At 64.4% G+C, this 24,568-nt stretch carries 31 protein-coding genes; 18 read left to right on the top strand and 13 right to left on the bottom strand.

The window, feature by feature from the left end; genetic code table 11:
• The first annotated feature begins 392 nt into the window (after nucleotides 1–392).
• The gene (locus WS87_RS30215) at nucleotides 393–641 is read left to right on the top strand and encodes a hypothetical protein (protein ID WP_236873301.1); all 249 of its coding nucleotides are present in this window, start codon (nucleotides 393–395) and stop codon (nucleotides 639–641) included.
• A 288-nt stretch (nucleotides 642–929) separates the two neighbouring features.
• Nucleotides 930–3,119 (top strand): hybrid sensor histidine kinase/response regulator, encoded by a 2,190-nt coding sequence (locus tag WS87_RS30210; RefSeq protein ID WP_059816853.1) that lies wholly within the window; start codon nucleotides 930–932, stop codon nucleotides 3,117–3,119.
• Nucleotides 3,120–3,162: 43 nt separating this feature from the next.
• Here WS87_RS30210 and WS87_RS30205 read toward each other — a convergent pair whose 3' ends face one another.
• Nucleotides 3,163–3,873 carry an MgtC/SapB family protein gene (locus tag WS87_RS30205; RefSeq protein WP_059817350.1) on the bottom strand — a complete coding sequence of 237 codons (711 nt, stop codon included), beginning with the start codon at nucleotides 3,871–3,873 and terminating at the stop codon, nucleotides 3,163–3,165.
• 425 nt (nucleotides 3,874–4,298) lie between these two features.
• Between WS87_RS30205 and WS87_RS30200 the strand changes: the two genes are divergently transcribed.
• Together WS87_RS30200 and WS87_RS30195 are read left to right on the top strand one after the other, a co-directional pair.
• Nucleotides 4,299–4,583, top strand: coding sequence for a helix-turn-helix domain-containing protein (locus WS87_RS30200; protein WP_059816855.1), 285 nt, complete (start codon nucleotides 4,299–4,301; stop codon nucleotides 4,581–4,583).
• Nucleotides 4,573–5,877: a HipA domain-containing protein gene (locus tag WS87_RS30195; protein ID WP_059816858.1), complete on the top strand. Its 1,305-nt coding sequence runs from the start codon at nucleotides 4,573–4,575 to the stop codon at nucleotides 5,875–5,877. The genes WS87_RS30200 and WS87_RS30195 overlap by 11 nt, the downstream gene beginning before the upstream one ends.
• A gap of 168 nt (nucleotides 5,878–6,045) precedes the next feature.
• Here the strand turns inward: WS87_RS30195 and WS87_RS30190 are convergent, their stop codons facing one another.
• Nucleotides 6,046–6,429, bottom strand: a complete 384-nt coding sequence (locus WS87_RS30190) for a hypothetical protein (RefSeq protein WP_059816860.1) — start codon at nucleotides 6,427–6,429, stop codon at nucleotides 6,046–6,048.
• Nucleotides 6,430–6,678: 249 nt separating this feature from the next.
• Between WS87_RS30190 and WS87_RS30185 the strand changes: the two genes are divergently transcribed.
• From WS87_RS30185 to WS87_RS30170, 4 genes are all read left to right on the top strand, one after another.
• Nucleotides 6,679–7,119, top strand: coding sequence for an Hsp20/alpha crystallin family protein (locus WS87_RS30185; protein ID WP_059816862.1), 441 nt, complete (start codon nucleotides 6,679–6,681; stop codon nucleotides 7,117–7,119).
• Between the two features lie 15 nt (nucleotides 7,120–7,134).
• On the top strand, nucleotides 7,135–7,542 hold the full coding sequence (locus tag WS87_RS30180) for an Hsp20/alpha crystallin family protein (protein ID WP_059816864.1): 408 nt from the start codon (nucleotides 7,135–7,137) through the stop codon (nucleotides 7,540–7,542).
• Between the two features lie 155 nt (nucleotides 7,543–7,697).
• Nucleotides 7,698–7,898 (top strand): hypothetical protein, encoded by a 201-nt coding sequence (locus WS87_RS30175; protein WP_236873300.1) that lies wholly within the window; start codon nucleotides 7,698–7,700, stop codon nucleotides 7,896–7,898.
• A 50-nt stretch (nucleotides 7,899–7,948) separates the two neighbouring features.
• The gene (locus WS87_RS30170) at nucleotides 7,949–8,512 is read left to right on the top strand and encodes an Hsp20/alpha crystallin family protein (protein ID WP_059816869.1); all 564 of its coding nucleotides are present in this window, start codon (nucleotides 7,949–7,951) and stop codon (nucleotides 8,510–8,512) included.
• A 689-nt stretch (nucleotides 8,513–9,201) separates the two neighbouring features.
• Here the strand turns inward: WS87_RS30170 and WS87_RS30165 are convergent.
• The 5 genes from WS87_RS30165 to WS87_RS30145 all read right to left on the bottom strand — a co-directional run bounded on the left by WS87_RS30165 (nucleotide 9,202) and on the right by WS87_RS30145 (nucleotide 11,460).
• The gene (locus tag WS87_RS30165; RefSeq protein WP_059816871.1) at nucleotides 9,202–9,624 is read right to left on the bottom strand and encodes an ACT domain-containing protein; all 423 of its coding nucleotides are present in this window, start codon (nucleotides 9,622–9,624) and stop codon (nucleotides 9,202–9,204) included.
• A gap of 96 nt (nucleotides 9,625–9,720) precedes the next feature.
• Nucleotides 9,721–10,065 carry a hypothetical protein gene (locus WS87_RS30160; protein WP_236873299.1) on the bottom strand — a complete coding sequence of 115 codons (345 nt, stop codon included), beginning with the start codon at nucleotides 10,063–10,065 and terminating at the stop codon, nucleotides 9,721–9,723.
• 317 nt (nucleotides 10,066–10,382) lie between these two features.
• A complete protein-coding gene (locus WS87_RS30155; protein WP_059693189.1) occupies nucleotides 10,383–10,604 on the bottom strand; it encodes a hypothetical protein in 222 nt (73 codons plus the stop codon).
• Nucleotides 10,605–10,737: 133 nt separating this feature from the next.
• Nucleotides 10,738–10,977 carry an HPr family phosphocarrier protein gene (locus WS87_RS30150; protein WP_082750574.1) on the bottom strand — a complete coding sequence of 80 codons (240 nt, stop codon included), beginning with the start codon at nucleotides 10,975–10,977 and terminating at the stop codon, nucleotides 10,738–10,740.
• A gap of 36 nt (nucleotides 10,978–11,013) precedes the next feature.
• Nucleotides 11,014–11,460 (bottom strand): hypothetical protein, encoded by a 447-nt coding sequence (locus tag WS87_RS30145; protein WP_082750575.1) that lies wholly within the window; start codon nucleotides 11,458–11,460, stop codon nucleotides 11,014–11,016.
• Nucleotides 11,461–11,666: 206 nt separating this feature from the next.
• On the opposite strand from WS87_RS30145, the gene WS87_RS30140 reads away from it, so the two are divergent.
• Nucleotides 11,667–11,987 carry an alkylphosphonate utilization protein gene (locus WS87_RS30140; protein WP_059816873.1) on the top strand — a complete coding sequence of 107 codons (321 nt, stop codon included), beginning with the start codon at nucleotides 11,667–11,669 and terminating at the stop codon, nucleotides 11,985–11,987.
• Nucleotides 11,988–12,075: 88 nt separating this feature from the next.
• Complete coding sequence (locus WS87_RS30135) at nucleotides 12,076–12,912, top strand: spermidine synthase (protein WP_059816875.1); 837 nt, start codon at nucleotides 12,076–12,078, stop codon at nucleotides 12,910–12,912.
• 13 nt (nucleotides 12,913–12,925) lie between these two features.
• On the opposite strand, the gene WS87_RS30130 is transcribed toward WS87_RS30135, so the two are convergent.
• A complete protein-coding gene (locus tag WS87_RS30130; protein ID WP_059536760.1) occupies nucleotides 12,926–13,123 on the bottom strand; it encodes a ribbon-helix-helix protein, CopG family in 198 nt (65 codons plus the stop codon).
• A 109-nt stretch (nucleotides 13,124–13,232) separates the two neighbouring features.
• Nucleotides 13,233–14,000: a YoaK family protein gene (locus WS87_RS30125; RefSeq protein WP_059536764.1), complete on the bottom strand. Its 768-nt coding sequence runs from the start codon at nucleotides 13,998–14,000 to the stop codon at nucleotides 13,233–13,235.
• Nucleotides 14,001–14,245: 245 nt separating this feature from the next.
• On the opposite strand from WS87_RS30125, the gene hyfB reads away from it, so the two are divergent.
• The 6 genes from hyfB to WS87_RS30095 are packed head-to-tail and all read left to right on the top strand — an operon-like array spanning nucleotide 14,246 to nucleotide 21,393.
• Nucleotides 14,246–16,252 (top strand): hydrogenase 4 subunit B, encoded by a 2,007-nt coding sequence (hyfB, locus tag WS87_RS30120; protein WP_059816876.1) that lies wholly within the window; start codon nucleotides 14,246–14,248, stop codon nucleotides 16,250–16,252.
• On the top strand, nucleotides 16,246–17,196 hold the full coding sequence (locus WS87_RS30115) for a respiratory chain complex I subunit 1 family protein (protein WP_059816879.1): 951 nt from the start codon (nucleotides 16,246–16,248) through the stop codon (nucleotides 17,194–17,196). Before hyfB ends, WS87_RS30115 begins: the two co-directional genes overlap by 7 nt.
• Nucleotides 17,197–17,856, top strand: a complete 660-nt coding sequence (locus tag WS87_RS30110) for a hypothetical protein (RefSeq protein WP_059816882.1) — start codon at nucleotides 17,197–17,199, stop codon at nucleotides 17,854–17,856. It begins immediately after the preceding gene.
• Nucleotides 17,849–19,312: a hydrogenase 4 subunit F gene (locus tag WS87_RS30105; RefSeq protein WP_059816884.1), complete on the top strand. Its 1,464-nt coding sequence runs from the start codon at nucleotides 17,849–17,851 to the stop codon at nucleotides 19,310–19,312. The genes WS87_RS30110 and WS87_RS30105 overlap by 8 nt, the downstream gene beginning before the upstream one ends.
• Nucleotides 19,313–19,315: 3 nt before the next feature.
• Entirely contained in the window at nucleotides 19,316–20,878 is a 1,563-nt protein-coding gene (locus tag WS87_RS30100) for a hydrogenase large subunit (RefSeq protein WP_059816887.1), read from the top strand.
• Complete coding sequence (locus tag WS87_RS30095; protein ID WP_059816890.1) at nucleotides 20,878–21,393, top strand: NADH-quinone oxidoreductase subunit B family protein; 516 nt, start codon at nucleotides 20,878–20,880, stop codon at nucleotides 21,391–21,393. Before WS87_RS30100 ends, WS87_RS30095 begins: the two co-directional genes overlap by 1 nt.
• 72 nt (nucleotides 21,394–21,465) lie before the next feature.
• Here the strand turns inward: WS87_RS30095 and WS87_RS30090 are convergent, their stop codons facing one another.
• Nucleotides 21,466–21,678, bottom strand: coding sequence for a DUF2909 domain-containing protein (locus WS87_RS30090; protein ID WP_059511443.1), 213 nt, complete (start codon nucleotides 21,676–21,678; stop codon nucleotides 21,466–21,468).
• Entirely contained in the window at nucleotides 21,675–22,025 is a 351-nt protein-coding gene (locus WS87_RS30085; RefSeq protein ID WP_059536789.1) for a hypothetical protein, read from the bottom strand. Before WS87_RS30085 ends, WS87_RS30090 begins: the two co-directional genes overlap by 4 nt.
• 422 nt (nucleotides 22,026–22,447) lie before the next feature.
• Between WS87_RS30085 and WS87_RS30080 the strand changes: the two genes are divergently transcribed.
• Nucleotides 22,448–22,633, top strand: a complete 186-nt coding sequence (locus WS87_RS30080; protein ID WP_059452402.1) for a ribbon-helix-helix protein, CopG family — start codon at nucleotides 22,448–22,450, stop codon at nucleotides 22,631–22,633.
• A gap of 35 nt (nucleotides 22,634–22,668) precedes the next feature.
• On the opposite strand, the gene WS87_RS30075 is transcribed toward WS87_RS30080, so the two are convergent.
• Nucleotides 22,669–23,505, bottom strand: coding sequence for a hypothetical protein (locus tag WS87_RS30075; protein WP_059693000.1), 837 nt, complete (start codon nucleotides 23,503–23,505; stop codon nucleotides 22,669–22,671).
• A 46-nt stretch (nucleotides 23,506–23,551) separates the two neighbouring features.
• Nucleotides 23,552–23,896, bottom strand: a complete 345-nt coding sequence (locus tag WS87_RS30070; protein WP_031401187.1) for a zinc ribbon domain-containing protein YjdM — start codon at nucleotides 23,894–23,896, stop codon at nucleotides 23,552–23,554.
• Nucleotides 23,897–24,263: 367 nt separating this feature from the next.
• On the opposite strand from WS87_RS30070, the gene WS87_RS30065 reads away from it, so the two are divergent.
• Entirely contained in the window at nucleotides 24,264–24,527 is a 264-nt protein-coding gene (locus tag WS87_RS30065; protein WP_059816892.1) for an HPr family phosphocarrier protein, read from the top strand.
• Nucleotides 24,528–24,568: the final 41 nt, after the last annotated feature.

Raw genomic sequence — 24,568 nt, 5'->3', positions numbered from 1 at the left:
TTTTCGGGCCGGAGCGGTGTGCGGTCGAGTCCTTGTCGTTCGCTGACCGCCGCCGCTCAGGCCGGCCGACGCGCGGCGCCGGCGTACCGCGTCGCGTCGCGCGCCGAGCTTGCGAAGCCCGACTTGTACCACGGCGCGACCGTCCCGTGCCGCGCACGATACCCGGTTTCCGTCGAACATTTGTTAAATAGCTTGAATGGCCGACAACCGGTCGACAATTTGCCTTAACATCCGGCCACACGATCGACCGAGGCCTCCAACAACGGTCGCCCTTTTCAACCGCGCGCAAACGGGCGCGGCTTTCATTCGAACGGACGAACGACCATGTTCCAGTCACCGACTCCTTCGTCGGCGGATCGCTGCTCGGCCTGTGCGTCGAGGTGCCGCTCGCCGTGCTCGTTTCGCTGATGATGCATGGCGTCGACTGGAACGGGCCGCGTATCGCGATGCTCGTCGCGACACCCGTGTTGATCGCATGCACCGTGCTGCTGACCCGTCCGGTGGCATTCAGCACGGTATGGAAGCACAAGCGCTCGCCGTTCGAGCTGGACGACAATGTGCGCGCATCCATCTACGGCCGGCTGACCGGCATCGCGCTCGGCCTCGTGTTCGGCATCATGGTCGCGACGACGTTTTCCTGATGACAGGCTTTCGCGCGTAACGCGCGCCATCGAGCCACCCTCCACCGCGCCATCCCGATCGCGCATCCGTCCTGCAATCCGCGGCAGAATTTACAAACGCAGCGTCACCCGGCGCCGCCCGTGCGTGTCGGGCTCATGCCGCACGGCCGTCGGGCGTGGGGACGCGCGCGGCACGCGGCTTGCTCGCGTCAGCCCGGATATGGCCGCGGCACGGAATCGCCGGCCGCCAACGGCATTGCCTGGTCGTGAGCTATGAAAACTGCGCCTCCCCTGCTGGAATCGGCACCGATGCGGGCCGATCACTTCGTCCAGTTCTACGAGTCCGATGCGCAGCTCGTGTCGGAAGTCGCACTGTTCGCGGCCGAGGCGCTGCGCGCGGGCGGCAGCGCGATCGTGATCGCGCGACCCGATTGCCTTGCGGCGGTGCACGAACGCCTGCGTACGCTCGATGCGTCGATCGGCGACGCGGCCCGCGAGCGCATCTTCATGTCGAGCGCGCAGACGCTGCTCGACAGCTTCATGGACGGCGACCTCCCCGACCCCGCGCGCTTTCGCCGCTCGATCGGCACGATCGTCGAAGCGGCGATCCGCGCCGGCCGCCCCGTGCATGCGTTCGGCGAGATGGTCGCGCTGCTGTGCGCGCAGCAGCGGTACGCCGGTGCGCTGCGGCTCGAAGCGCTATGGAACGAACTGGTCGAGCAACACCGCTTCTCGCTTTACTGCGGCTATCCGGTCGACGTGTTTCCCAGCACCGAGCAGTCGGAGACGTTCCGCCATGTCTGCGCGCTGCATCGCCGCATCGTGCCCGCCGCATCGCTGCGCAACGACGAAAACGAGTTGCACCTGACGCTGGCGCTGTCGCAACAGCGCTCGCGCGCGCTGAGCGACGAGATCCGCCGTCGCGAGGACGCCGAACAGCAACGCAACGGCGTTCTGATGCACGCGCCGTTGCCGATCGCGCTGCTGTCGGGCGCCGCGCACCGGATCGTGCTCGCGAATCACCGCTTCTCGGCGCTGTGCGGCCGGACCGACATCGTCGACCAGCCGCTGACGGCCGTGCTGCCCGGCGGCGATACGCCGGCGATCGTGCGCGCGCTCGAAACCGCTCGCGTGCAGGGCCGCTCGACGACGATCGCCGAGCACCGCGACCGTCCCGAGCCGGACGGGGCCCGCGTGTATCGGCTGCATTTCAATCCGCAACCGCTTGCCGACGGGCTTGGCGTGATCGTCAGCGCGGTCGAGGTGACCGAGCACGTCGCCGCGCGCGAGAAGCTCGTCGCCGCGAATGCCGAACGCGACCGGCTGCTCGGCGAACTGCGCGACGCGAATCAGGCGAAGGACCAGTTTCTCGCGGTGCTCGGCCATGAGCTGCGCAATCCGCTGACGCCGATCTCGCTCGCGCTGGAGCTGATCCGCAACCGCGACGGCCACGCGACGCCGAACGAGATCGCGATCATCCAGCGGCAGCTCGATCACATGGTCCGGCTGATCGACGACCTGCTCGACGTGTCGCGCATCACGCGCGGCAAGATCACGCTGAAGAAGGAAGTCGTGCAGCTCGCCGACATCGTCGACCATGCGGTCGAGGTCGCGAGCCCGCTGCTCGAGCAGCGCCGTCACCGCCTGCATGTCGACGCCGATCCGGACGCACGCTGCCACGGCGACCCGGTGCGGCTGTCGCAGGTCATCGCGAACCTGCTGACCAACGCGGCGAAATACACGCTGCCGGGCGGCGACATCACGGTGCGCACGGCCCACTGTTCGGACGGCACCGCGCTCGTCGAGGTATGCGACAACGGCGCCGGCATTCCGCGCGACCGCCTCGACAGCATCTTCGAGCCGTTCTACCGGCTCGACGGAGACGCGAAGCAGGCGCACGGCGGCCTCGGTATCGGCCTCGCGCTCGTGCGCAGTCTGGTGACCCTGCACGGCGGCACGGTGCGCGCGGACAGCGCCGGACCCGGCTGCGGCAGCACGTTTACGATCTCGCTGCCCGAGTACCGGCCGAAAGCCGTGGCGATCGCCGCGCCGCAGCCGCCGCTCGGCATCCGCGACATGGCGCCGGGCCGCACCGGCCGGCGCGTGATGCTGGTCGACGACAACGAGGATGCCGCGTCGACGCTCGCGCAATGGTTGCGCGAGGCCGGCCACGAAGTCGCCGTCGTGCACGACCCGGTGACCGCGCTGGCCGCGTACCGCGCTTACCGTCCCGACGTCGCGATCCTCGACATCGGGCTGCCGGTGATGGACGGCTACGAGCTGCTGAGGCGGCTGAAGGCGATCAACGAAGTCACGCCATGCATCTTTCTCGCGCTGACCGGCTATGGCCGCAACGCGGATCGCGAACGCTGCCTCGCGACCGGGTTTCTGCAGCATTTCGTGAAACCGGTCGACCCGGCCGCGCTTCATCTCGCGATGAGCCCGCCCGGAACGAACGGCGATGCGCACGACGGCGCCGAGCCGGAAGCCGGACGCTGAACGGGGCACGCGCCCAGCTGACGCCCGGAAAGCACCGTGCGGCTCAGTTCTCCGCGGAACAGCGGATCGAAGTCAGGTCTGCCAATTCGGCGATCCGGATCAGTTGAGGCAGCATCGCATCGGCGTTGGTCGGTTCGCGCCACGTTACGAGCAGTTCCTCCTCGCGCACGGCACGCGCGGCCGTTTCGCGAAAACCGCGCGTGCGGCACGCGAAGCCTGCGTCCCGCAGCCCGGTCGTCAGGCGGTCGCGCGTCGGCGAACCGAGTTCGTATTCGATCGTGAGCAGTGCCGTCCTGACGCTCCGCACGCGCTGCTCGACCAACCGCAGCGGCCACACGACCAGGAGTCCGAGCGCGAGCCCGAGCGCGCCAAGCGACAACTGGCCGCCACCGATGCACAGACCGACCACCGTCACGAACCACAGCGTCGCGGCCGTGGTGACGCCGGATACGAGGCCGTCGCGATGGAGAATCGCGCCGCCGCCGATGAAGCCCATCCCGGTCAGGATGCCGAGCGGCAGGCGCATCAGGTCGAGCACCGAGAACGCGCCCTCCGGCTTGCCGGCCTGCAGCAGCAATGCATTGACCTGAAGCATCGACAGGCACGCGGCAAGGCAGACGAGGATCGTCGTGCGCAGCCCGGCCGTCTTGCCGGATTCGCTGCGATCGAGGCCGATCAACCCGCCCGCGACCAGCGCGAGGGCGATCCTGACGAGGACCGCATCCCACTGAAGTACGACCGGCATCGGCTCCATGCGCGCCTCCATTCAAGTCCGTCATGCGCGACGCGTCGCGGTGCGGCCGCGGACGGCGCTTGCGGGGCGCAAGGTTCGGGCCCGATCTGGTTGCGGAACGACGGCCGGGCGGCGCAGGCCGTCGATGACGAACGTTGGCTCGCTGACCGTGACCGTCGCCGGCCCCCATGCGTCCTCGCCGGCCTGGCCGGTCACCTGCGCATGCGCATGCGATCAGCGCAACGCCGAGCCCTCTTTTCCGTATTCGACTGGATACGGCGATGATTTCAACAGACGGCTCCACGGGCTTCGGTTCCCGACCGGATACGAAATGATGTCTCAAGTCATTTTCCCGCATCTCCGTTCCTGTACGGATACGAAATGATGCCTCAGCCGACCAGTTGTGCAATACTGTTCCCGATCAGATACGAAGCACGGAGAACGTCATGTCGGAATCCCAGTCCGTCGATACGATCGGCGCGCTCGCCCACCTCATCCGCGCGGCGCGGCTCCAGCAGGGGTTCACGCGCGACGAACTCGCGAACGCGACCGGGCTGTCGCCGAAATTCATCAGCCAGGTGGAAGCCGGAAAGCCGACCGCGCAAATCGGCAAGGTCATGATGCTGCTCGGCGAACTGGGCGTGCGCCTGTACGCCGAGTCGTCGGTCGAGATTACGGAAGCCACCGCGCTGAAGGCCGCGCAACGCCGCAGGAGCAGCCATGGCGGCTAGAACGCTGATCGCCTCCGCCAACGGCGAGCGCATGGGCACGCTGACCGACGACAAAGGCATCTGGTCGTTCGCGTACGACCCGCAATGGCTCGCATCCCCGACCGCCTATCCGCTGTCGCCGGCGTTCGCGCTGCGCGCGGGCACCTTCACCGATACGTCGACCGATCGCCCGGTCCAGTGGTTCTTCGACAACCTGCTGCCGGAGGAAGGCATGCGCACGTCGCTCGCGCGCGAGGCAAAGGTCGATGCCGCCGACGCGTGGGGCCTGCTCGCGTACTTCGGGCGCGAATCGGCCGGCGCGCTGACGCTGCTGGCCGACGGTGAACAGGAAGCACCCGGCAGCCTGCAGCCGCTGCCGCTCGACGAGCTCGAACGCCGGATCCAGGCGATGCCCGAGCGCGCGCTGACGGCCACCGCGCCCAAGCGCATGTCGGCGGCCGGCGCGCAGCAGAAGCTGCTGGTGGTGCTGCGCGGCGACGCACCCGACTACGCGCTGTACGAGCCGGTCGGCAGCGAGCCGTCGATGCACCTGCTCAAGCCGGACATGCGCGCGGCCGGCTACCCGCACTCGGCGATCAACGAATTCTTCTGCATGAAGCTCGCGAAGAGGATGGGGCTCGACGTGCCCGACGTGCACTTCCTGCGCGCGCCGTCGGCGTGCTACGTGATCGACCGGTTCGACCGCGACGTCGCGTCGGCGCCGGCCGGGCGCGTGCATACGATCGACGCGATGCAGTTGCTCAACTACGACCGCGGCTTCAAGTACCAGCGCGCGAACGCGCAGGAGCTTGCCCGTGCGATCGACCGCACCAGCACGCGCGCGCTGGCGCGTCTGTCGGTGTTCCGCTGGACCGTGTTCAACGTGGTGGTCGGCAATGCCGATGCGCACCTGAAGAACCTGTCGTTCTTCGTCGACGCGCGCGGTTATCGGCTCGCGCCGTTCTACGACATCGTCAGCACGGTCGTGTATCACACGCCGACGCACCGGCCCGACCATCGCGGCGATCATTGGCCGCACTGCGAACTGACGATGCCGCTCGGCACCGCGACGCGGTTCGTCGATATCGATGTGGATGCGCTGATCGCGTTCGGACAGGCAATCGGGCTCAGGGACAAGGCGGCGGCCAGCGAGCTGCGGCGTTTTCTCGAACCGCTCGATCGCCACGTCGTGCAGACGCTCGATGACGTGCGGGCAATCGCCCGCCCGGACGCCGGGGAGACGCGGTTGCTGAATTCGATCGCGGCGATGCCGATCGCCGAGATGGGACGCGCGCTTCGGTCGACGGGTGATTGAGGACGGGTATCGAAAAAGGCGCGCCGGTTCAGGTAGATCGGCAATACGACGTCCGGCGCCGCTCCGGTGGCCCAATTCCGCAAACATTGCCGCCGCGCCCGGCAGGCGCCGACATGCCAGGCGGCGCGCACCTGAGCCGGCCGCACGGCGGCGGGTTGGGCAGATCGGTCAGCGGAGCGGCGGCGTCGTACTCAGCTTCTCCGACAGCATCCGCTCGTACACGCCAAAGTGCAGATCGACCTCCTTTTGCGTGACGGATGTGACCGTGATGTTGATCTGGTCAGGCAACAGGCCCAGCACGACCGCGACCGCGGCTTCAAGTTGCGGTGCACAAGCCTTGTCCTCCGCCATCGTCGTGCCGACCAGCACATCGTAGGTCTTTTCCTGGCGGCAGACGATCTCGACGAGTCGCGCTCGCGCGCTCATGTTGTTGTCGATCGCCAGCCTGACGACCTCGGTCACGGTACGCATCGTCTCGGTCGGAAAGCCCTTCGTCGAGCGCAGCCGGATACGATGCCTGCCCAGCGTAAGCCAGTCCGTATCGAATTCCATGGCGTCCTCCGCATGCAGTTCCAAGCCGGTGCGATGATAGGTTCCAGCGCCGAAATTTCAAGTCCAAAAATCCGGCGACGCCCCTTGAAATTTTCCGCAGAATGCCTATCTTGAGTTTCGCTCAGGCAGACGCGCGAGCCGTTTCATCCCGCGCGCTGCGTGTTTCGATTTGTTTGCCGGCAGTCCGGCAGGCGAACTGGAGCGCGTAGGCCCGTTCGCCTCCCGATTGCCATCAAGGAGGATACGATCATGAGCGATCTTTACTTCGGAACCGACCTCTTCAGCGAGTTCGACCGCCTGCAGCAGCAGATGGCGCAACTCTTCGGCGGCTTCCCGTCCAGCATCCGCGCCAGCCGGCTGGGCGCATTTCCTCAGATCAACGTCGGCGCGACGGACGAGTCGATCGAGATCGTTGCCTTCGCCCCGGGCATCGACGCCGCCGAACTCGACGTATCGATCGACAAGGGCTTGCTGACCATCAGCGGCGAACGCAAATCGGCACAACCCGACACTGGAAGCGAGACGCGTACGTATGCGCAGGAGCGCTTTGTCGGCACCTTCCGGCGCGCCATCGAGCTGCCCGACACTGCCGATCCCGACAAAGTCCAGGCGCGCTACGAAAATGGCTGCCTGTCGATCAGTATCGGCAAGCGCGAGTCGTCCAAGCCACGCGCCATCACTGTCCAGTAACTCGAGGAGCCGATCATGAACGACATGACCCAACTGGCTGAACGCGCCCCGTCCGCAGTCACGCGTCGCGACACGGAACAGGCCACGCGCCGGATCACCCTCACCCCTGCCGTCGACATTTTCGAGGGCAATCAGGGCGTCACACTGTGGGCGGACCTACCCGGCGTGACGAAGGACAAGCTGGACGTCAAGGTTCACGACAGCAGCCTCTCGATCGAGGCCGAGGCGGTGGTGCCGACGCCGGCAAACCTGCGCCTGCAGCATGCCGAGGTCCGCGAGCCGCACTTCGCCAGGACGTTCACGCTGTCACCGGACTTCGATACGTCGAAGATCGAGGCAAACCTCCAGGACGGGGTGTTGAAGCTGACGATCCCGCGTCGCGACGAGGCTCGCCCACGGCGCATTGAAGTCAGGACCGGCTGACCCTTCGGCAACGGCGGGTCGGGAACACGGGCGGCGGGGAAAGCGCCGCCGCCCGTCGCGAACCAGGCGCGGCAGGAACCGGTGTCCGATGCCGCTCAGGAGTCCTGTAAAGGGCATGCGTCCGCATCGTGCCCGTTCGACAGATCGCGACACGCATGTCCACACCGAATGGCCACATCGCCATCGTCCGGATCGAACGGAATGATGAGGTGTCGGTCGATTGGCACCTGACGCGTTTCGGCGAGCACTGGATAAGCAGGGCCGAAGCGCGGTGCGGTGCGCTCGGGTACGCGGTGAAACCGATCGATCACGGCGTGCTCGGAGCAGCCGAAGCTCGGGGCACGCCTGCTGCCTGACGGACTGGCCGCCACGCTCGAAACTGATTGAAGCTGAATCGGAGGACGCCATGAATACCGATCTGAAAAAGTGGAACCCCTTCAAGTTCCTTCGTGGAACTGCCCGCAAGTCCGACGGAGAAGGCCCGGAAAACCCGCCGACGAGCGAACAGTGGCGGGCCGCGTGGCCCGACATGCCGAGATTGTTCTCACGTGAACCGTGGCGTACGGTGGAGGAGTTCTTTCATGACCCGTTCGCAGGCCGTGGCGCGCTCGAGCGATGGTTCGGCGACTTCAGTTCATCACGCTTCCAGCCGCGCATCGACGTCGTCGATGAAGGACCGGTGCTGCGCGTGACCGCCGAACTGCCCGGAATGAAGCGCGAAGATCTGAAGGTGAGCATCGAGGACGGGGCAATCGTGCTGCGCGGAGAGAAAAAGCAGGACGTACGCAGCGAGGAAAATGGCTGTTACCGGCTGGAGCGCGCCCATGGAAGCTTCACCCGCACGATCCCGATGCCCGAATACGCCGCCCCCGATCGCACGTTGGCAAAGTTCGATAACGGGGTACTTACGTTGACCGTGCCAAAGTCGGAGCCGACGCAGACCGTGAGTCGCACGATCGATATCTATTAGCGTAACTACGCAAAATGCCGTGGTGGCGGGCGCATCATCAACCGAAAGTTGTAAAAACTTGAGGTAGTGCCTACCAAGCACGCCGGCAGGAAGCCCCCGTCGACGAGCGCCCGATCGTAGAGAGGACGAATCTGCATTTCCATCTCCCGAGCGATTAAAGGATCGCCAATAAGGGAGTCCGCCTGCGGGTACCGGGGCGCGTGGAACGCCGCAGTGCAGCGGAGCCAATGTCTGGCGGATTGCGAAATAGAGGCGCCCGTCGCGCGCTTCAAGAGGGCGTGAAAACCGCTCTTTGTAACAAATTGTTCCTAATCGCCAGCGAAGCGCGATGGCCGCTGCCGAGGCGACGTACGGTGCGGCCGCGCCCGCATTGCCGGGATCGCTTTGGGCGCAAGGCTATTCAGGGGGTGTCATATGCCAACGGGCAACGTCACGGAGAATCACGGCCGCAAGATCCGGCCTGCGGTGACCAGCGAATGAAAGCGACAAGCGGGAAAAACGAGCGATGCTGGATAAATAAGACAGGATAAGATAAGTATTCTTATCACAACGCTTCTATTTTTATTAAAAACTCGACTGCGAATGATTACCGCCGAGCTATTCGAACCCTCCTGCCCTCGCACTGAACTTGCCGCACATGGCACGACGAAGCGCGAAGGCACGCAAAGGCAGCGGGAGACAACGGCTAGTCAAGCCCTTTGCAAAACGTCCATCGCCCGCTCGGCGTCGGCCAGCGAGTCGAGCGCGAGATAAGCAATGAACTGCGAGCCCAGCACGGCAGCGGATACGCCGCGAAGATTGATCCCGTCGTCCGACAGCTTCTGAGTCAGTTCCGCGATGATCCCCGCTTGGTCCAGTCCCATCACACGGATGGAGTGAAGGCCTGAAGTGGCATTGAATCCCGCCTGCGTGGCAGCACGGATCTCCTTGTCTCCCTGCAGCGGCGCGACAAATACGACCCCTTTGCCTGGTGCTTCCGGTGAGCGCCGGGCGACAACGAATTGCAAATCCGCGCCAGCATCCCGCAACGCGTTCAACACGCGTGCAAGACCGCCCGGCTTGTCCTCGATGGTGGCCGCCCAAACGTCAACGCGTTCGACGAACAGTTCCATGGCCCCTCCTGAAAATCGGATCTCGATGAAGACAATCTATGTCGCGCATGACCGGCGAGCAAGGCCGCTTACGCGAGGGGCGGCATGCGCGTTTGTCTAGGAATCCGATGATTTTTTTGATTGGGGGCGCAATGCGAGCATGACCGCCTGCCGATGCCGCCATTGAAGCAGTTCGTCGCGGAACTCATCGGATGATTGTCCGGCCGTTACCCGCAATGTTCCGGATTGAAAGGTTCTCGCCGCGCGCCAGAACGGTCGGACTTCCGGTAGATCGTCGATGGCGGTGATCGGCAACTGGTACGTTCGATGCAAATACGACAGGAAGGCAAGACCATAGCCGCGGCGTCTCATTGACGCGAGAATTTCCAGTCGATGAACGTAGACCCGATCGGTTCGAGGCGCCAGACTGTATGTCGCCGCGCCGACGGTACCGCCGGACACCTCCAGGATCGGACTTCCCAGCCCGAATGCAGGGCACCGTCGACGCCCAGATCGATCGGCCTGGATTGAAAACGAACCACCGGAAGCCGGCGAAATTTGCGCCGAACAAAAAGGGACCGCAGGAAGGAAAGCACGTTCAGCCTTTTGTCATGTCCGCAGCGATACGTTCTTCATCTGCGCGCGCGACAGCAATCCGCAGCCGCGCACTGCCGCGTTGGCGCTTTCCATATCAGACGCAACCGCCCACAACATGAACGACTCCGCTTGGATGTTTGAATCAACGCGACCGTGCGATTCCCGAGCGACGTCGACAAGCACTATTTCCGATTTTTCAGGAACGTCTGCCCGGCTGCCGTAATCGAAACGCTTCCTCGACCGTTCGTCGGATAGCGCACGAATCCAGCGCCAATGAGTTCTCGGGTGATGGACCAGCCAAGCGCGGGCGTATCGCGACCATAACGAATATCGGCAAGGCGCTCGAGCGCCCAGATCGCGGAGGCGGAGATAGTTTGAACCGTCGAAGTTTCCTTGTCGCTCATGGCGTCTCCAAAGATTTGATCATGGTCAAGGGTGCTGCATGTCTCGAGCTCAAATGTGGCAAGACACGCACTCAGGCGTGTCCAGTCGCATCTGACGCCGACCTCGGTGTGTACGGAGGACATCTCACGGCCTTCAAAGCCCAGCGAGACGAAGTCGCTTGCAAATACAGGAAAGAACTTGCGCGGACATGCAGCGACGCACCTGAAGCGACGAAACCGCCATGCCGTCCTTTGCATTCCCGCGACGCCCGTTCGCGATCAACAGGATGACGCTGTCGAGACGGCGCGCCGTGTCCACGAGCACATCAAGGACGGAGTTCGCACCGTCCCGGCTCCATGCGGAACCCTTTTCGAAATGGACGACGGTTGCCATGTTCCTCGCGCGTGCCGTGAGACAGATCCCTGGTATTCAATGGGACTGGGCGACCTGGCAGGCCATCAGAAACGCCTGGAACTCGATTTCCCATGCCGCATTGCGCACGTCGATCTCGAAACCGGCGAGACGCTTCATCTCGCTGCTCAGATACACGGCATTGAGCAATCGAGGAGGCACACCCTGCGCAAAACAGCAGCCATCTGCATCGAGAAGTAGACGCGGGTAGTGCCGGAACCGCGCACTGGCCACCGAGATCGGATCCATCACATGCCGAGCCGATTCCCTCGGATAAACGAAGGCCAGATGGATACCGGCAGCCGCGAGCCGTTCAGCCGCATCATGGAAGCGGTGAACCATCTGGAAGCCGCGCTCGCCACCGCGTCCGACACCCACAACGATAAGCCCTCGGCTTCCCGCGACCTCCGGCAGGAATACGGGCCGCCGATCGGGTAGCAGTAGCACCCCATCCAGATCGAACATGTCGACTACCTCCGCGAATCCGCCCGCAACTCCGGCGATCGGCGGCAAGATGCGATTATAAGACAGCAATAAACAAATGTGTATCGCATTATAATAATGCGCACATCAAACTTTGAGCTGGACGCACCCGCGGGCTGACTGCACGATGGCAACCTCGGTGATGAAAATGCACGCCCGTTTTCCCCTGCCTCTCCCGAATCTGACAAATGAAAGTCGCAATGAACGCTGCCCCGGACGGCTCGCTGACCGTGCGCGTGGAGTGCGGTCACGAAAGGCCGGCCGGCGCCAGCACCGAATCCATAGACGAATCGGTAGAACGCGTGGTCAAGGATGTGAACGGCACCGCCCTGTCGGACGGCGATTCCGACGTGCTGATCGAGGACTTGTGCGTGAAGGGTTCGTCGATCGCGTTGAAGATGGGCCCCGAGGTCAAGAGCATCCGTCTCGTCGGCAGCAATCACAACGGCGACCGCAAGACCGACATGGGCGGCGTCATGCTCAACGCGGGCTTTCTCAAGAAAGCGTGACGTCGCGTGCTCACCGACGGCGAACCCGCTTGTCGTTGCCGTTCGCTGCACGCGCCCCCAACAACTTGCCTACCCGGATCGATCGAGCATGGAGCATGACCGAACATCCTACGATGCGTTCGTCGACTTTCTGTCGACCCCGGTGAATGACGGGCGACCGTACGTACTGGAGACGCAGCACGCCATCTCGCTGCACTTCGATCACCAGGCCACCCAAAGCTTCATGTCGCTGCGCACGCCCGACAAACTGGCGCTCGGCTATACGCGAACCATGATGGGATGTTTGCTGCTGCAGCCGGCCGCCGAACATATATGCATGATCGGGCTCGGCGGCGGCTCCTTGGCAAAGTACTGCTATCGGCATCTGCCCGCCGTGACCATCGACGCGGTCGAAATCAATCCGGAAGTCATCGCGCTACGCGACGTGTTCAGGATTCCTGCGGACGACTCTCGATTCAAGGTGATCTGTGCAGATGGCGCGGAGTACGTGACGCGGGAGGATGTCCACACCGACGTGATCCTGCTGGATGCCTTCGTCGCGGAAGGCATGCCGAGCCGGTGTGCGGATATCGCGTTCTTTACCGCCTGTCGCGAGCGATTGAGCGATTCCGGAGTGCTCGCGATCAATCTGGCGGACGACGACCCGTCGCTGCCCGCTCACATCGCGCGCCTGGGCTGCGTGTTCGGCCCTTCGTACGCGGTTGTCCGCTGCGACGACGACAGCAATTACGTCGCTTTCGCCTGGAAAGGGCCGCTTCGTTTGCCATCGAGGCGAGTGCTGTTCGAACGCGCGCGCTCGTTCGCGTTTGCCGGCGCACTCAAGCTGTCGTCAACCGCTCGGCGCATGAAGGAAGGAGAGCGCCTCGATCCAAAGCGCTTGATCTGGCATGCGCAGGGGCATGCACACTGGGAAATCGACGTCTAGCCGGCTTGCGAACTCAGCCCGCGCTTCGCTTCACCCGCTTGCCGAGTGTGCTTTTCGTCTTGTAGCTCACGCCGTGTTCCTCGAGATACTCGCGAATCAACTGCCGCACGACTTGCGAGGGTGTGAGGTCCTGCTCCGCGCAGAGCATGTCGAATGCTTCTTTCTTGGCGGGATCGATCAGGATGGTCAAGCGTGCGGTTTTCGTTTCCATTACAGGACAGAGTCGGCGAATATGCTAATCCAATTATAATGCACCGGCCCTTGCCACCAGCACCGGAAAACATTCGTCACACACGTGTTGGCCCCGCTCGGCGACCGGCTCACGACCTGCGGTCGAGCCGATAGAGATATTCAAGCACGTCGTCGACAACGGGCACGATCGCCAGCGTGACGAGCACCGCGGCAAGCGGCACGGTCGACACGTAGCCGACATGCTTGAAGCCGATTGCGCCGGCCAGCCCCCCGACGAAGAACGACGCCAGCATCGTTCCGTGAATCCTGAGCTTCGCGCGGTTCGCGATCACCGCCTGCGCGTGCACATCTGCATTCGAGCGGTTCCAGTAAAAGAGTTTGCCGAGCTCGATGCCGAGGTCCGTCACGATGCCCGTCATGTGCGTCGTGCGGATTTCCGCTCCCGACAGCTTTGTGATCATCGCGTTTTGCAGCCCCATGATGAAGCACAGCAAGATGACCGTGACCGGCATGAAGAACGCTTCCCACAGCGCGAGATGGCTGCCGAGCAGCCCGAACAGGAGCAGCAGCGCGGCTTCGACCAGCAACGGCAGCACATACTGACTCTGCAAGCCGCGGCGGCGCCCCCAGTTGACGAGCATCGCCGAGCAGCCGGCGCCCACCAGAAACGACGCGAGCGAACCCACTCCGGCCAGCACGAGCCGGATGTCGCCGAGCGCCGTCTGATCCGCAATCGCCGACACGATCCCGCTCATGTGGGACGTGTATTGCTTGACCGCGAGGAAACCGCCGGCATTGGTTGCTCCGGCAACAAAGGCAAGCGAAAACCCGAGCTGGCGGTTCGCGGCCGCGCTACGGTGTTTTCCCGTCAGGCCTCGGAAGTACTGCGCTGGCATAGGATCTTCCCTCATTCGCCCGGATCGGGGACAACGATGCCCTGGGCGGAACCCGGAACGCCGCGCCAAACCGCCACGTGCGCCTGCTCCATCCGAGGATTCATGAGACTTTAATGATAACGACATTATCATACCTTGTTATCCGGATTGGCCTTTCGGTGTCATAATGCGGGCAGGAATACGTCGCGGGAGAAGCGGCCATTCCAACCACCTCGTCCAACCCGAGCGTACTGGAGACATTCCGGATGGCACCCGTGCCGGTCGTCCACTTCGTCCTGCTGGCCGTGGCCGCGTGGCTCGCGGTCGGCACGCTGGGGCTCGGGGCGCTGCGTCGCACGCGGCTCGTGGCCCACGGCCTCTTTCCGCTCGGCGCGTTGGTCGGACTGTTCGCCGCCGCGGCGGGCCTCGCCGGCATCTTTGCCGAACCGTCTGCCGCCGTGCTGCCGATCGGGCTTCCCGGCCTGCCCTTTCATCTGCGTCTCGACCGCTTGTCCGGCTATTTCCTGTTCGTGCTGGGCCTCGTCAGCACGGGGATCGGCGCCTTTTCAGCCGGCTATTTCCGCAAGGGCGAAGGATCCGCGCCCGGGTTGATCTGCTTCGAATACCACGTCTGCGTCGCAAGCATCGCACTGGTGTTGATCGCGGACGACGCATATGTATTCATGGTCGCCTGGGAGACGCTGACGCTGTCCGCGACGTTTCTCGTGATGACCAATCACCGGATCGGCGAGATCCGCCGTGCGGGATATCTGTATTTCCTGATCTCGCACGTCGGCGCGCTCGCGCTGCTGCTCTGCTTCGGCATTCTGCAGGCGCGAACCGGCGACTACACCTTCGCCAACCTGCGCGCGCAGTCGCTGGATACCTTCTCCGCATCGTTCGCCTTCCTGTTCGCGCTCGTCGGGTTCGGCGCGAAGGCCGGCATCTTCCCGCTGCATGTGTGGCTGCCGGAGGCCCATCCCGCGGCACCGTCACCCGTCTCGGCGCTCCTTAGCGGATTCGTGTTGAAAGTTGGTCTGTACGGCCTGCTGCGCACCCTGTTCGACCTGTTGCACGTGCAGATCGCATGGTGGGGCGTGCTGCTGCTCGTGCTTGGCATCAGCACCGCGCTGCTGGGCGTGGTGTTCAGCACCATCCAGACCGACATGAAACGCCTGCTCGCCTATTCGTCGATCGACAACGTCGGCCTGATGATCGTTGCGCTCGGTCTTGCCGTGCTGTTTCGCGCATACGGGATGACGAGCCTGTCCGCGCTCGCGCTGACCGCGATGCTCTATCAAATCGTCGCGCACGCGGCATTCAAGAGCTTGCTGTTCCTGGGCACGGGCGCCGTGCTCCACGCCACCGGCGAGCGCAACCTCGGCAAGCTCGGCGGGCTGATTCGCTTCATGCCCTGGACCGCATGGGCGGTGCTCGCGGGTGTCGCGGCGAGCGCGGGCTTGCCGCCGCTCAGCGGTTTCGCGGCCGAATGGCTGTTGCTGCAGAGTTTCCTGTTCGCGCCAGGCTTGCCGGATTCGGTGCTCGCCATGACCGTGCCGATCGCCGCCGCGCTGATCGCCATGTCAGCCGCGCTGGCCGGCTACACGATGGTCAAGTTCTTCGGCATCGTGTTCCTCGGGCAACCGAGAGAAGCGAAGCTGAACCGCGCCCGCGATGCGAACACGTGGGAACGGCTCGCGTTCTGCTGGTTCGCGACCGCCAGCGTGCTGCTCGGGCTGATGCCGGCGCAGTTCGTCAAGCTGCTGGATCGCGTCACGCACACGCTGGTCGGCGCCGGCGTCGGCGCGGACAATCACGGCTGGCTGCTGTTCGCGCCCATATCGGCCGCTCGCGCGAGCTACATGCCCGCGGCGTTCATGCTGTTCTTCATCGCATGCTGCGGACTCGCGTGGGTGCTGGTGCGGCGTTTCTATCACGGCCGGCTGCGCCGCGCGGCGCCGTGGGGCTGCGGCTTCCCGTTCACGACCGCGCGCATGCAGGATACGGCGGAGGGATTCGGGCAGCCGATCCGCGAAATCTTCGCACCGCTGCTTCACATCGAGCGGCAATTGCCGTCGCCATTCGACGCACAGCCGGCCTACCGGGTGTCGGTGACCGATCGCACCTGGTCCGCGCTCTACTTGCGCATCGCGGCACTGACGCAATGCATCGCCGACTGGGCGGGCCGCCTGCAGACAGGCAAGATCGCGGTTTACCTGACATACAGTTTCGTCGTGCTGATCGTGCTTCTGATGCTGGTGAGACGATGGTAACCCTGTCCGGCGTCATCTCGCAGACTCTCGAAATCGTGATAGCGATCGCGGCCGCGCCATTGCTCACGGGCTGGGTCAACCAATGCCGCGCCTGGCTTCAGAACCGGCGTGCGCCGTCCATCTGGCAACCGTACCGGATGCTCCACAAGCTGTTCAACAAGGAATCGGTCATCGCGCACGGCGCGAGCCCCGTGTTCCGCGGCGCGCCCTATGTCGTCTGGGCCGCCATGACGCTCGCGTGCGCGATCGTGCCAACCCTGTCGACCGAGTTGCCGCTGTCGCCCGCCGCCGATGCAATCGCGCTCGTCGGCCTGTTTGCGCTCGCGCGCGTCACACTGTCGCTCGCGGCGATGGACGTCGGCACGGCGTTCGGCACGCTCGGCGCCCGCCGCGAAATGCTGATCGGCTTCCTCGCGGAGCCGGCACTGCTGATGGTGCTCCTGTCTGCCTCGCTGATTACGCAGTCGACGCTGCTGACGAGCATCGTCGCGACACTCGGCCGCGGCGAGCTCACGATCTATCCGAGCCTGGCGTTCGCCGGCATCGCGTTCACTCTGGTCGCGCTGGCCGAAAATGCGCGGCTGCCGGTCGACAATCCGACCACTCATCTCGAACTCACGATGATCCACGAGGCGCTGATCCTCGAATATTCGGGACGGCATCTTGCCTTGATGGAGTGGGCGGCAAGCCTCAAGCTGTTCGCGTATTCGTGCATCGGTCTCGCGTTGTTCGTGCCCTGGGGCATCGCGAATGCGGGCGATCCGGTTGCGCTGCTGCTGGCCGTGCCGGTGCTCTTCGTCAAACTTGCGGCAGGCGGCGCCACGCTCGCCGTGGTCGAAACGGCCAACGCGAAGATGCGCATCTTCCGGGTACCGGAATTCCTGGCGACCGCCTTCCTGCTGGCCGTGATCGGCATGCTCGTCCATCTGCTGCTGGGAGCATGAATGCACGCCTACGCGACACAACTGATCAATTTCCTCGCGGCCGTGCTGCTGATGCTGTCGTTCGCGATGCTGAGTCAGCGCAGGATCCTGTCCCTGATCCATCTCTATACACTGCAGGGTGTCGCGCTCGTGTCGGCGAACCTGATCCTCGGCTTCGTCACGGACGACGTGCACCTGTACGTGTCCGCCGCGCTGACGCTCGTGCTGAAGGTCGGCGTGATTCCGTGGTTCCTGTATCGGCTCGTTCGCAGGCTCGACGTCAAGACCGACGTCGAGCCGCTCATCAATATCCCGACCACGCTGCTGATCGGCATCGTGCTCGTCATCGTTGCGTTCAATGTCGCGGCGCCGATCAGCCAGCTCGCGACATCGGTCGCACGCGGCACGCTCGGCATTGCGCTCGCATGCGTGCTGCTGTCGTTCATGGCGATGATCACGCGCGCGAAGGCCATTCCGCAGGTGATCGGCTTTCTGTCGATGGAAAACGGGTTGTTCTTCGCGGCGGCGGCCGCGACCAACGGCATGCCGATGATCGTCGAGCTCGGCATCGGGCTCGACGTGCTGATCGGGATCCTGATCCTGGGCGTCTTCATGTTCCAGATTCGCGAGCAGTTCGACAGCCTGGACATCCATCACCTCGAGAAACTCAAAGATGACTGACGCCCACGTCGTGCTCGCCGTGCTCGGCCTGCCGCTCGCGGGAGCGGCGTGCCTTGCCTGCGTGCGGCCGAGCCGGGTCGCGCGCCATCTGAACGTCGGCTTCAGCTTCCTGACGTTCGCGGCAACGCTGGTGCTTGCCGCGCGCACCGTCGAGCACGGCCCGTCGTTCGCTTTCGGACGCGCGTTTTTCGTCGATCCGCTCAACGTCTATCTCGTGGCACTCACGGCGTTCGTCGGCTGGACGACTTCGCTGTTTTCCCGGCCCTACATGCAGATCGAGGAAGCCCGCGGCCGGATGACCGCCGCACGCATGCGGCTCTATCACAGCATGTATCAGCTCTTCATGTTCGCGATGCTGCTCGCGCTGCTGACCGACAACGTCGGCGTGCTGTGGGTCGCGATGGAAGCCGCAACGCTCGCCACCGTGTTGCTCGTCAGCGTCTACCGCACCGCCGCGAGCCTCGAAGCCGCATGGAAATACTTCATCCTGTGCGGCGTCGGCATCGCCCAGGCGCTGTTCGGCACGATCCTGCTGTATCTTGCAGCGAGCCGGCAACTGACCGACGGCGACGCGCTGTTGTGGACGAGCCTGGCCGCGATCAGGACGCAGCTCGATCCGACGATCGTGTCGATCGCCTTCGTGTTTCTGCTGGTCGGCTACGGCACCAAGGTCGGCCTCGTGCCGATGCATAGCTGGCTGCCGGACGCGCACGCCGAAGGTCCGACGCCGATTTCGGCGGTGCTGTCCGGCCTGTTGCTGAACGTCGCGCTGTATGCGGTGCTGCGCTGCAAGGTGCTGGCCGACGGCGCGCTCGGCAACGGCCTGCCTGGGCGATTGCTGGTCGGGTTCGGGCTCGTGTCGGTCCTGATCGCGTCGTTCTCGCTGTTCCGGCAGAAGGACGTGAAGCGCCTGTTCTCGTACTCGTCGATCGAGCATATGGGCCTGATGACGTTCGCATTCGGGCTCGGCGGCCCGATCGCGATGTTCGCCGGGTTGCTGCACATGACGGTCCATTCCCTCGTCAAGTCGGCGATCTTCTTCGCGGTCGGTCATGCCGCGCAGAAGGCCGGCACGCAGGCGATCGACGGCATTCGCGGGCTGCTGCAGGTCAGCCCGACGGTCGGCTGGGCATTGATGCTTGGCGCACTTGCCATTCTCGGGCTGCCGCCGTTCGGCGTGTTCGCGAGCGAATTCCTGATCCTGACGACGGCGATGAACGCGCTCCCGTGGACCGCGCCGTTGCTGCTGCTCGGGCTCGCCGTCGCGTTCGCGGCGATCTTCGCGCGCGTGCAGCGAATGGTGTTCGGCGAAACGACGACGGCGACGCCGCTCGAACACCGGCCGGCGCTGCTGCCGGTGTTCGTGCATCTGGGGCTCGGCCTGATGCTGGGTCTGTACGTGCCGCCTTATCTGGCGATGTGGTATCGCCAGGCTGCAACGATGCTGGCAGGATAAGCGATGCGACTCGACTTGATTCAGGCGGACGGCTCGACTCGCCTCGGGCACGAAGCAGGCCAGGTTCCGGCTACCGTGGTTGACGTCGACGAAGCGCGATGGCTCGACATCGCGCATGCCGCGCGGACGGAGCGAAGCCGGCTCGTCGCGATGTGGGGCGGCGAAACGCCCGAGCGCGTATTTTCGGTCAACGCGGCTTACGAATGCGACGACGGCGTCCTGTGGGTGCGTCTCGCGACCGGGCCGGAACCGCGTGCCGACGGCGACTATCCCGATCTGGCGGGCGCGTTTCCCGCCGCAACGCGCATGCAGCGCGCGATTTTCGACCTGACCGGGCTGCGCGAGCGCGATGCGCGCGACACGCGCCCGTGGCTCAATCACGGCAACTGGCCCGGCGACTACTTTCCGCTGCAAAAGCGGGCGACCGGAATCGAGCGGTTCGAATCGAACGAAGCGGATTATCCGTTCGTGCAGGTTGCCGGCGACGGCGTGCACGAAATCGCGGTCGGGCCGATTCACGCCGGCATCATCGAGCCGGGCCATTTCCGGTTTTCGGTCGTCGGCGAGAAGGTGCTTCGGCTCGAGGAGCGGCTCGGCTATGTGCATCGCGGCGTCGAACGGTTGTTCGAACGAACTGCCGCGTCGAACGGCCATCGCGTTGCGGGCCGCGTCGCCGGCGATTCGAGCGTTGCGTTCTCGTGGGCCTACTGCATGGCACTCGAGCAGGCGTGCGGCACAGCCGTGCCGGCGCGTGCGCTGGTTCTGCGCGCCCTCCTGCTCGAACTCGAGCGCATCGCCAATCACCTCGGCGACCTCGGCGCGCTCGGCAACGACGCCGGATTCGCGTTCGGTCTCGCGCAGTTCTCGCGACTCAAGGAGAACTGGGTGCGGACCAACGACGGGATCTTCGGGCATCGATACCTGATGGATCGAATCGTGCCGGGCGGGCTGGCCGTCGACATTTACCCCGAGGACGCGGCGGCGCTCACCGAACAGTGCAAACGCATCGCACGCGAAGTACACGTGATGCGGAAGATCTACGAGGACCAGTCCGGGCTGCAGGACCGGTTTCTCGGTACCGGCCGATTGAATGCCGACGTCGTCGCGCATTTCGGCGTGCGCGGCATGGCCGCGCGCGCCAGCGGCGAGACATTCGACGTGCGCGCGAACCTGCGGCCGGCCCCTTACGGCAACCTGGCCGTCAAGGCGGCAAGCGACCCGCGCGGCGACGTGGCCGCGCGGGTCGCCGTGCGGTTTGCCGAAATCGACGAATCGTTGCGCCTGATGGGCGAACTGCTGGCGATTCTCCCGGACGGGCCGATCGCCACCACCGTCACGCCCGCGGCGGCGCCATCCAGGGGAATCGGCTGGGTGGAGGGCTGGCGCGGCGACGTGTTCGTCGCGCTCGAGACGGCGCCGGGCGATGCCATCGCGCGCTGCCATTGCCACGATCCGTCCTGGCAGAACTGGCCAGCGCTCGAGCACGCGATCATCGGTAACATCGTTCCCGATTTCCCGCTGATCAATAAATCGTTCAACCTGAACTACGCGGGGCACGATCTCTGATGTGGCAACTCATCCGTCAATTCGCGCGCACCGAATTCCCCGACGAGCCCGTGCCGACCGCCGAAGCCGCCTGGCGACACGAGGCACAGCAGATTCGTCAGGACATTCTCGACCTCCTCGGCCGCGCGTTGTGCATTCGGCAGATCGACGCGGGTTCGTGCAACGGCTGCGAACTGGAGATCCACGCGCTGAACAACCCGTACTACAACATCGAAGGGCTCGGGATCAAATTCGTCGCCAGCCCGCGCCATGCAGACCTGCTCCTCGTGACCGGCCCCGTCACGCTCAACATGAAGGCAGCCGTGCTTGCCGCGTACGAGGCGACGCCGGCGCCGAAGCTGGTCGTCGCAGCCGGCGAGTGCGCGTGCACGGGCGGCATCTTTGCCGACAGCTATGCGGTGTGCGGTCCCGTTTCGTCGGTGCTGCCCGTCGATGTGACGATTCCTGGATGTCCACCGCCGCCGATCGATCTGCTGCGCGGCATTTTGACGGCCTGCCGATCGCGCGGAGACTGAAACGGATGCCAGTGGCGATCCTTCAGCCGGCGATAGCTCGTGTGCTGCGGCGGCGAGGTCGAATGCCGCGCATCACCGCCCGATCGGCAGCCCGGTCGGCTCGATCCACCCGAGCCGGTATGCGATCAGCAGCGACAGGAACAGCGTGATCGACAGCCCAACGCGCGCCGCGAGCGACCACGCCATCCGCTTGCTGCCGCCCCGGTCGTGATTCATGAAATACAGCGCGAAAACCAGGCTTCCGATAATCATCACGAAAGCCACCGAAACCAGCGCAATCTTCATTGTTGATGTTCCTCCAGGCCGGAATCGGCCTTCAGCAGTGCTGCCAGTCTTTGCCGCTCGGCAGCGACGTCGGCAACGCCCGACGCCGGCCAGTCCAGCGCCACGCCATTACCCAGCGAATCGCGTACGAGCGTTTGGTAACGCCGGTCGCTGATACGGCCCTGCTCCATCGCTTCCGCGATTTCATGTCGAAACGGTAGCGGAAAGCTCGCGTATCCGCGCGACAGCGCCGCATATTGGCGTGCGTCGACCTCTTTCGACGACGGCACGACCGCCCACATCACGACGGCCACGATGGCTGCGAAAGGAATCGCCGTGTAGCGGAGAACGAACTTGATCGGGGTCATGAGGCGAATAGCGAAGTGGGCTGTGCAGTAAAGGCTAAGTGACGACCGGGCAGCGCCGCAGTAACGGTGCACGCACGCCGCGTGGAAACGGAAGCAGCCGGATCATCGGCCGCGCGGACGACGGAGCCGCTCGAGCAAGCCGGAGCCGGCAGCCCCGGTCGATATTGTACTTAAAGCCCAATACAACCAACAGCGCATGATAATCTTGTTATCATCTTTGCCATATGATTCGAGCAATTCGAGGCTGCCGGGCGTGCGGCCCGCGCGGCCGCCTCGCACCGGCGACCGGCATCGTAACCGATCACGCGGCTTGTACACCGGCGTTGAACCGGTGCACGACCCGTGCATGACACACCCGGACATGGCGCCGAAAGCGGATGGATTATAATTTGATTAACATATCGACCACCCCTGCCATCCCGATGGAAACGAAAACCGCCCGCCTGACCGTCCTGATCGATCCCGCCAAGAAAGAAGCATTCGAAATGCTCTGCGCGGAGCAGGACCTCACACCGTCGCAAGTCGTGCGTCAGTTGATCCGCGAGTATCTCGACAAACACGGCGTCACGTACAAGACCAAGAGCGCGCTCGGCAAGCGAGTGAAGTAAGGGATGAAGTAGGCGCGGTCAAACCTGCGGCGCCGTCAGGCGCAGATTTCCCATCGTGAATGTTCGCGCGCGCGCCAGACGAGCCGCGCGGGATCGATGCGCTCCCCTGCCTTCATGCGCCGAGCGGTGGACGACAGCTTGAGCGCGCCCGCCGAGCCGAATCCCAGCGCGCGCTCGAGCAGGATGCGCAGCGACGGCAGCGGGTTGCCGTTCTTCCACGCGAACGCAATGAAGTTGTTGTCGTCGCCGCACGGCACCAGCGCACACGAATCGTCGAACACCGCGCGCAGTTGCTCGAGATGCCGCGGCAACGCCGGATCATCGTCCATGAAGTTGATCGCGAGCACGCCCGTTTCGCTCAGCCGCGCACGGCACGCATCGAGAAACGCAGTGCCCGTGCAGCGGCCCGGCATGCCGTCGGCGACGAATGCGTCGTGCAGGATGACGTCCGCCTGGACGTCCGGCCGTTCGACGTAGTCGGCGCCGTCCGCGCAGATCACCGCGAAGCGCGCGTCGTCTTCTGGAATCCTGAACACGTCGCGCAGCGCGATCACGTCGGGATTAATCTCGACCGCGTCGATCGCCGTGTCGGGCAAATGCCGATAGCAGTACTTCGCCAGCGATCCACCGCCGAGCCCGATCATGCAGATACGCGCGGGCGCCGGCTGCAGCAGCAGGAAACCCATCATCACGCGCGTATAGCCGAGTTCGAGCCTCACCGGATCCTTCAGCGACATGAAGCTTTGCGTGCCGAAGTGGTCGAAGTGCAGCGACACCGCGTGCTTGGTCTCGAGCACGAACGGACGGCCGTCGTTCAACGGCGCCGCCAGGAACTGCAGGAACGCATCATAGGAAATTCGATCCTCGCTCATGCTCGACAGGCCCGGTTGATCGGAGAGTCGCTCGTACCGCGTGCGGTCATACCTTCTTCAGGTAGCAGGCCTTCAGCATGAAGCCGCCCATGTCGGTCTTGCAATCGACTTCGTGATCGCCGCCGACGAGACGGATGCTCTTCACCTTGGTGCCCATCTTCAGCGTGATCGACGAACCCTTCACGCGCAAGTCCTTGATCAGCACGACCGAATCGCCGTCCGACAGCACGTTGCCATTCGCGTCCTTGACGACGTCGCCCGCCGGTTCGTCGCCCGCTTCGGCGCCGGCGCCGGCCGACCATTCATGGCCGCAGTCCGCGCACACGGTCAGCGTGCCATCCGGGTAGGTGTTTTCCATCGCGCATTGCGGGCAGGCGGGGGCGGCGTTCATTGCAGCTTCCATTCGGTGGGAGTTCAGGTCAATCGATAAAAAAATACCGGACACGCAGGCGCGTGGCCGGACCGCGCGCCGTACGGCCACGTCGAAAAATCGACCGGGCAGCGCGTCGCGCACACGACATTATAATGCAATACACATAAACACGTTGCCGTATTATAATCGTCAACTTTCGATCGTTCGCCGGACTTGATGGCGGTTTCGCTGAGGATGTCGACATGTTCGAGATGAATGATGCACCGATGCCTGATGTACAACACCCGGCGCCCCGTCGGGAAACCGCGCTCAGCGCGGTCCTGCCGTGGCGCCGGCCGGCCGTTGCACGGCATTCCGGCAACTTTCCCCAAGGCTGATCCGCATCGTGGCAACCGTCGTCTACGTTGAAATCGGCCCCGCCTGGAACCGCAACCGTGCGATGGCGGCGCGTGACGCGATCGTCGCGGCGGCACACCGCTTCGAAAGCGACATCCTGCTGCTCGCCAACGGGCTCAGCGGCAGCGCGAAGGACGCGACGGCCATCGCGGCACTACAGATGCATGGCGGCACGTCCGCGCAGGTGCTCGCCACCGGCCCCGACGAGGACGCCGCGCTCCAGGCGTTGCTGCCGTTGCTGCAGGCGGGCTGACGCTGCGTCGCCCGATCCCACGGCCTCGTGCCGTTCACCCT

The organism is Burkholderia sp. MSMB0856 (assembly GCF_001524645.2).
Classification (GTDB): Bacteria; Pseudomonadota; Gammaproteobacteria; order Burkholderiales; family Burkholderiaceae; genus Burkholderia; species Burkholderia diffusa.
This window is presented reverse-complemented; position numbering and strand designations above follow the sequence as displayed.

Excerpts from the sequence above, each read along its gene's own strand:
- hyfB (WP_059816876.1), top strand. The coding sequence starts at position 14,246 with ATGGCACCCGTGCCGGTCGTCCACTTCGTCCTGCTGGCCGTGGCCGCG.
- WS87_RS30170 (WP_059816869.1), top strand. The coding sequence starts at position 7,949 with ATGAATACCGATCTGAAAAAGTGGAACCCCTTCAAGTTCCTTCGTGGA.
- WS87_RS30090 (WP_059511443.1), bottom strand. The coding sequence starts at position 21,678 with ATGAAGATTGCGCTGGTTTCGGTGGCTTTCGTGATGATTATCGGAAGC.
- WS87_RS30070 (WP_031401187.1), bottom strand. The coding sequence starts at position 23,896 with ATGAACGCCGCCCCCGCCTGCCCGCAATGCGCGATGGAAAACACCTAC.
- WS87_RS30095 (WP_059816890.1), top strand. The coding sequence starts at position 20,878 with ATGTGGCAACTCATCCGTCAATTCGCGCGCACCGAATTCCCCGACGAG.
- WS87_RS30140 (WP_059816873.1), top strand. The coding sequence starts at position 11,667 with ATGAAAGTCGCAATGAACGCTGCCCCGGACGGCTCGCTGACCGTGCGC.
- WS87_RS30175 (WP_236873300.1), top strand. The coding sequence starts at position 7,698 with ATGTCCACACCGAATGGCCACATCGCCATCGTCCGGATCGAACGGAAT.
- WS87_RS30190 (WP_059816860.1), bottom strand. The coding sequence starts at position 6,429 with ATGGAATTCGATACGGACTGGCTTACGCTGGGCAGGCATCGTATCCGG.
- WS87_RS30195 (WP_059816858.1), top strand. The coding sequence starts at position 4,573 with ATGGCGGCTAGAACGCTGATCGCCTCCGCCAACGGCGAGCGCATGGGC.
- WS87_RS30200 (WP_059816855.1), top strand. The coding sequence starts at position 4,299 with ATGTCGGAATCCCAGTCCGTCGATACGATCGGCGCGCTCGCCCACCTC.
- WS87_RS30180 (WP_059816864.1), top strand. The coding sequence starts at position 7,135 with ATGAACGACATGACCCAACTGGCTGAACGCGCCCCGTCCGCAGTCACG.
- WS87_RS30210 (WP_059816853.1), top strand. The coding sequence starts at position 930 with ATGCGGGCCGATCACTTCGTCCAGTTCTACGAGTCCGATGCGCAGCTC.
- WS87_RS30145 (WP_082750575.1), bottom strand. The coding sequence starts at position 11,460 with ATGTTCGATCTGGATGGGGTGCTACTGCTACCCGATCGGCGGCCCGTA.
- WS87_RS30075 (WP_059693000.1), bottom strand. The coding sequence starts at position 23,505 with ATGAGCGAGGATCGAATTTCCTATGATGCGTTCCTGCAGTTCCTGGCG.
- WS87_RS30185 (WP_059816862.1), top strand. The coding sequence starts at position 6,679 with ATGAGCGATCTTTACTTCGGAACCGACCTCTTCAGCGAGTTCGACCGC.
- WS87_RS30110 (WP_059816882.1), top strand. The coding sequence starts at position 17,197 with ATGCACGCCTACGCGACACAACTGATCAATTTCCTCGCGGCCGTGCTG.
- WS87_RS30135 (WP_059816875.1), top strand. The coding sequence starts at position 12,076 with ATGGAGCATGACCGAACATCCTACGATGCGTTCGTCGACTTTCTGTCG.
- WS87_RS30105 (WP_059816884.1), top strand. The coding sequence starts at position 17,849 with ATGACTGACGCCCACGTCGTGCTCGCCGTGCTCGGCCTGCCGCTCGCG.
- WS87_RS30125 (WP_059536764.1), bottom strand. The coding sequence starts at position 14,000 with ATGCCAGCGCAGTACTTCCGAGGCCTGACGGGAAAACACCGTAGCGCG.
- WS87_RS30150 (WP_082750574.1), bottom strand. The coding sequence starts at position 10,977 with ATGGCAACCGTCGTCCATTTCGAAAAGGGTTCCGCATGGAGCCGGGAC.
- WS87_RS30205 (WP_059817350.1), bottom strand. The coding sequence starts at position 3,873 with ATGGAGCCGATGCCGGTCGTACTTCAGTGGGATGCGGTCCTCGTCAGG.
- WS87_RS30155 (WP_059693189.1), bottom strand. The coding sequence starts at position 10,604 with ATGAGCGACAAGGAAACTTCGACGGTTCAAACTATCTCCGCCTCCGCG.
- WS87_RS30100 (WP_059816887.1), top strand. The coding sequence starts at position 19,316 with ATGCGACTCGACTTGATTCAGGCGGACGGCTCGACTCGCCTCGGGCAC.
- WS87_RS30115 (WP_059816879.1), top strand. The coding sequence starts at position 16,246 with ATGGTAACCCTGTCCGGCGTCATCTCGCAGACTCTCGAAATCGTGATA.
- WS87_RS30085 (WP_059536789.1), bottom strand. The coding sequence starts at position 22,025 with ATGACCCCGATCAAGTTCGTTCTCCGCTACACGGCGATTCCTTTCGCA.
- WS87_RS30080 (WP_059452402.1), top strand. The coding sequence starts at position 22,448 with ATGGAAACGAAAACCGCCCGCCTGACCGTCCTGATCGATCCCGCCAAG.
- WS87_RS30165 (WP_059816871.1), bottom strand. The coding sequence starts at position 9,624 with ATGGAACTGTTCGTCGAACGCGTTGACGTTTGGGCGGCCACCATCGAG.
- WS87_RS30130 (WP_059536760.1), bottom strand. The coding sequence starts at position 13,123 with ATGGAAACGAAAACCGCACGCTTGACCATCCTGATCGATCCCGCCAAG.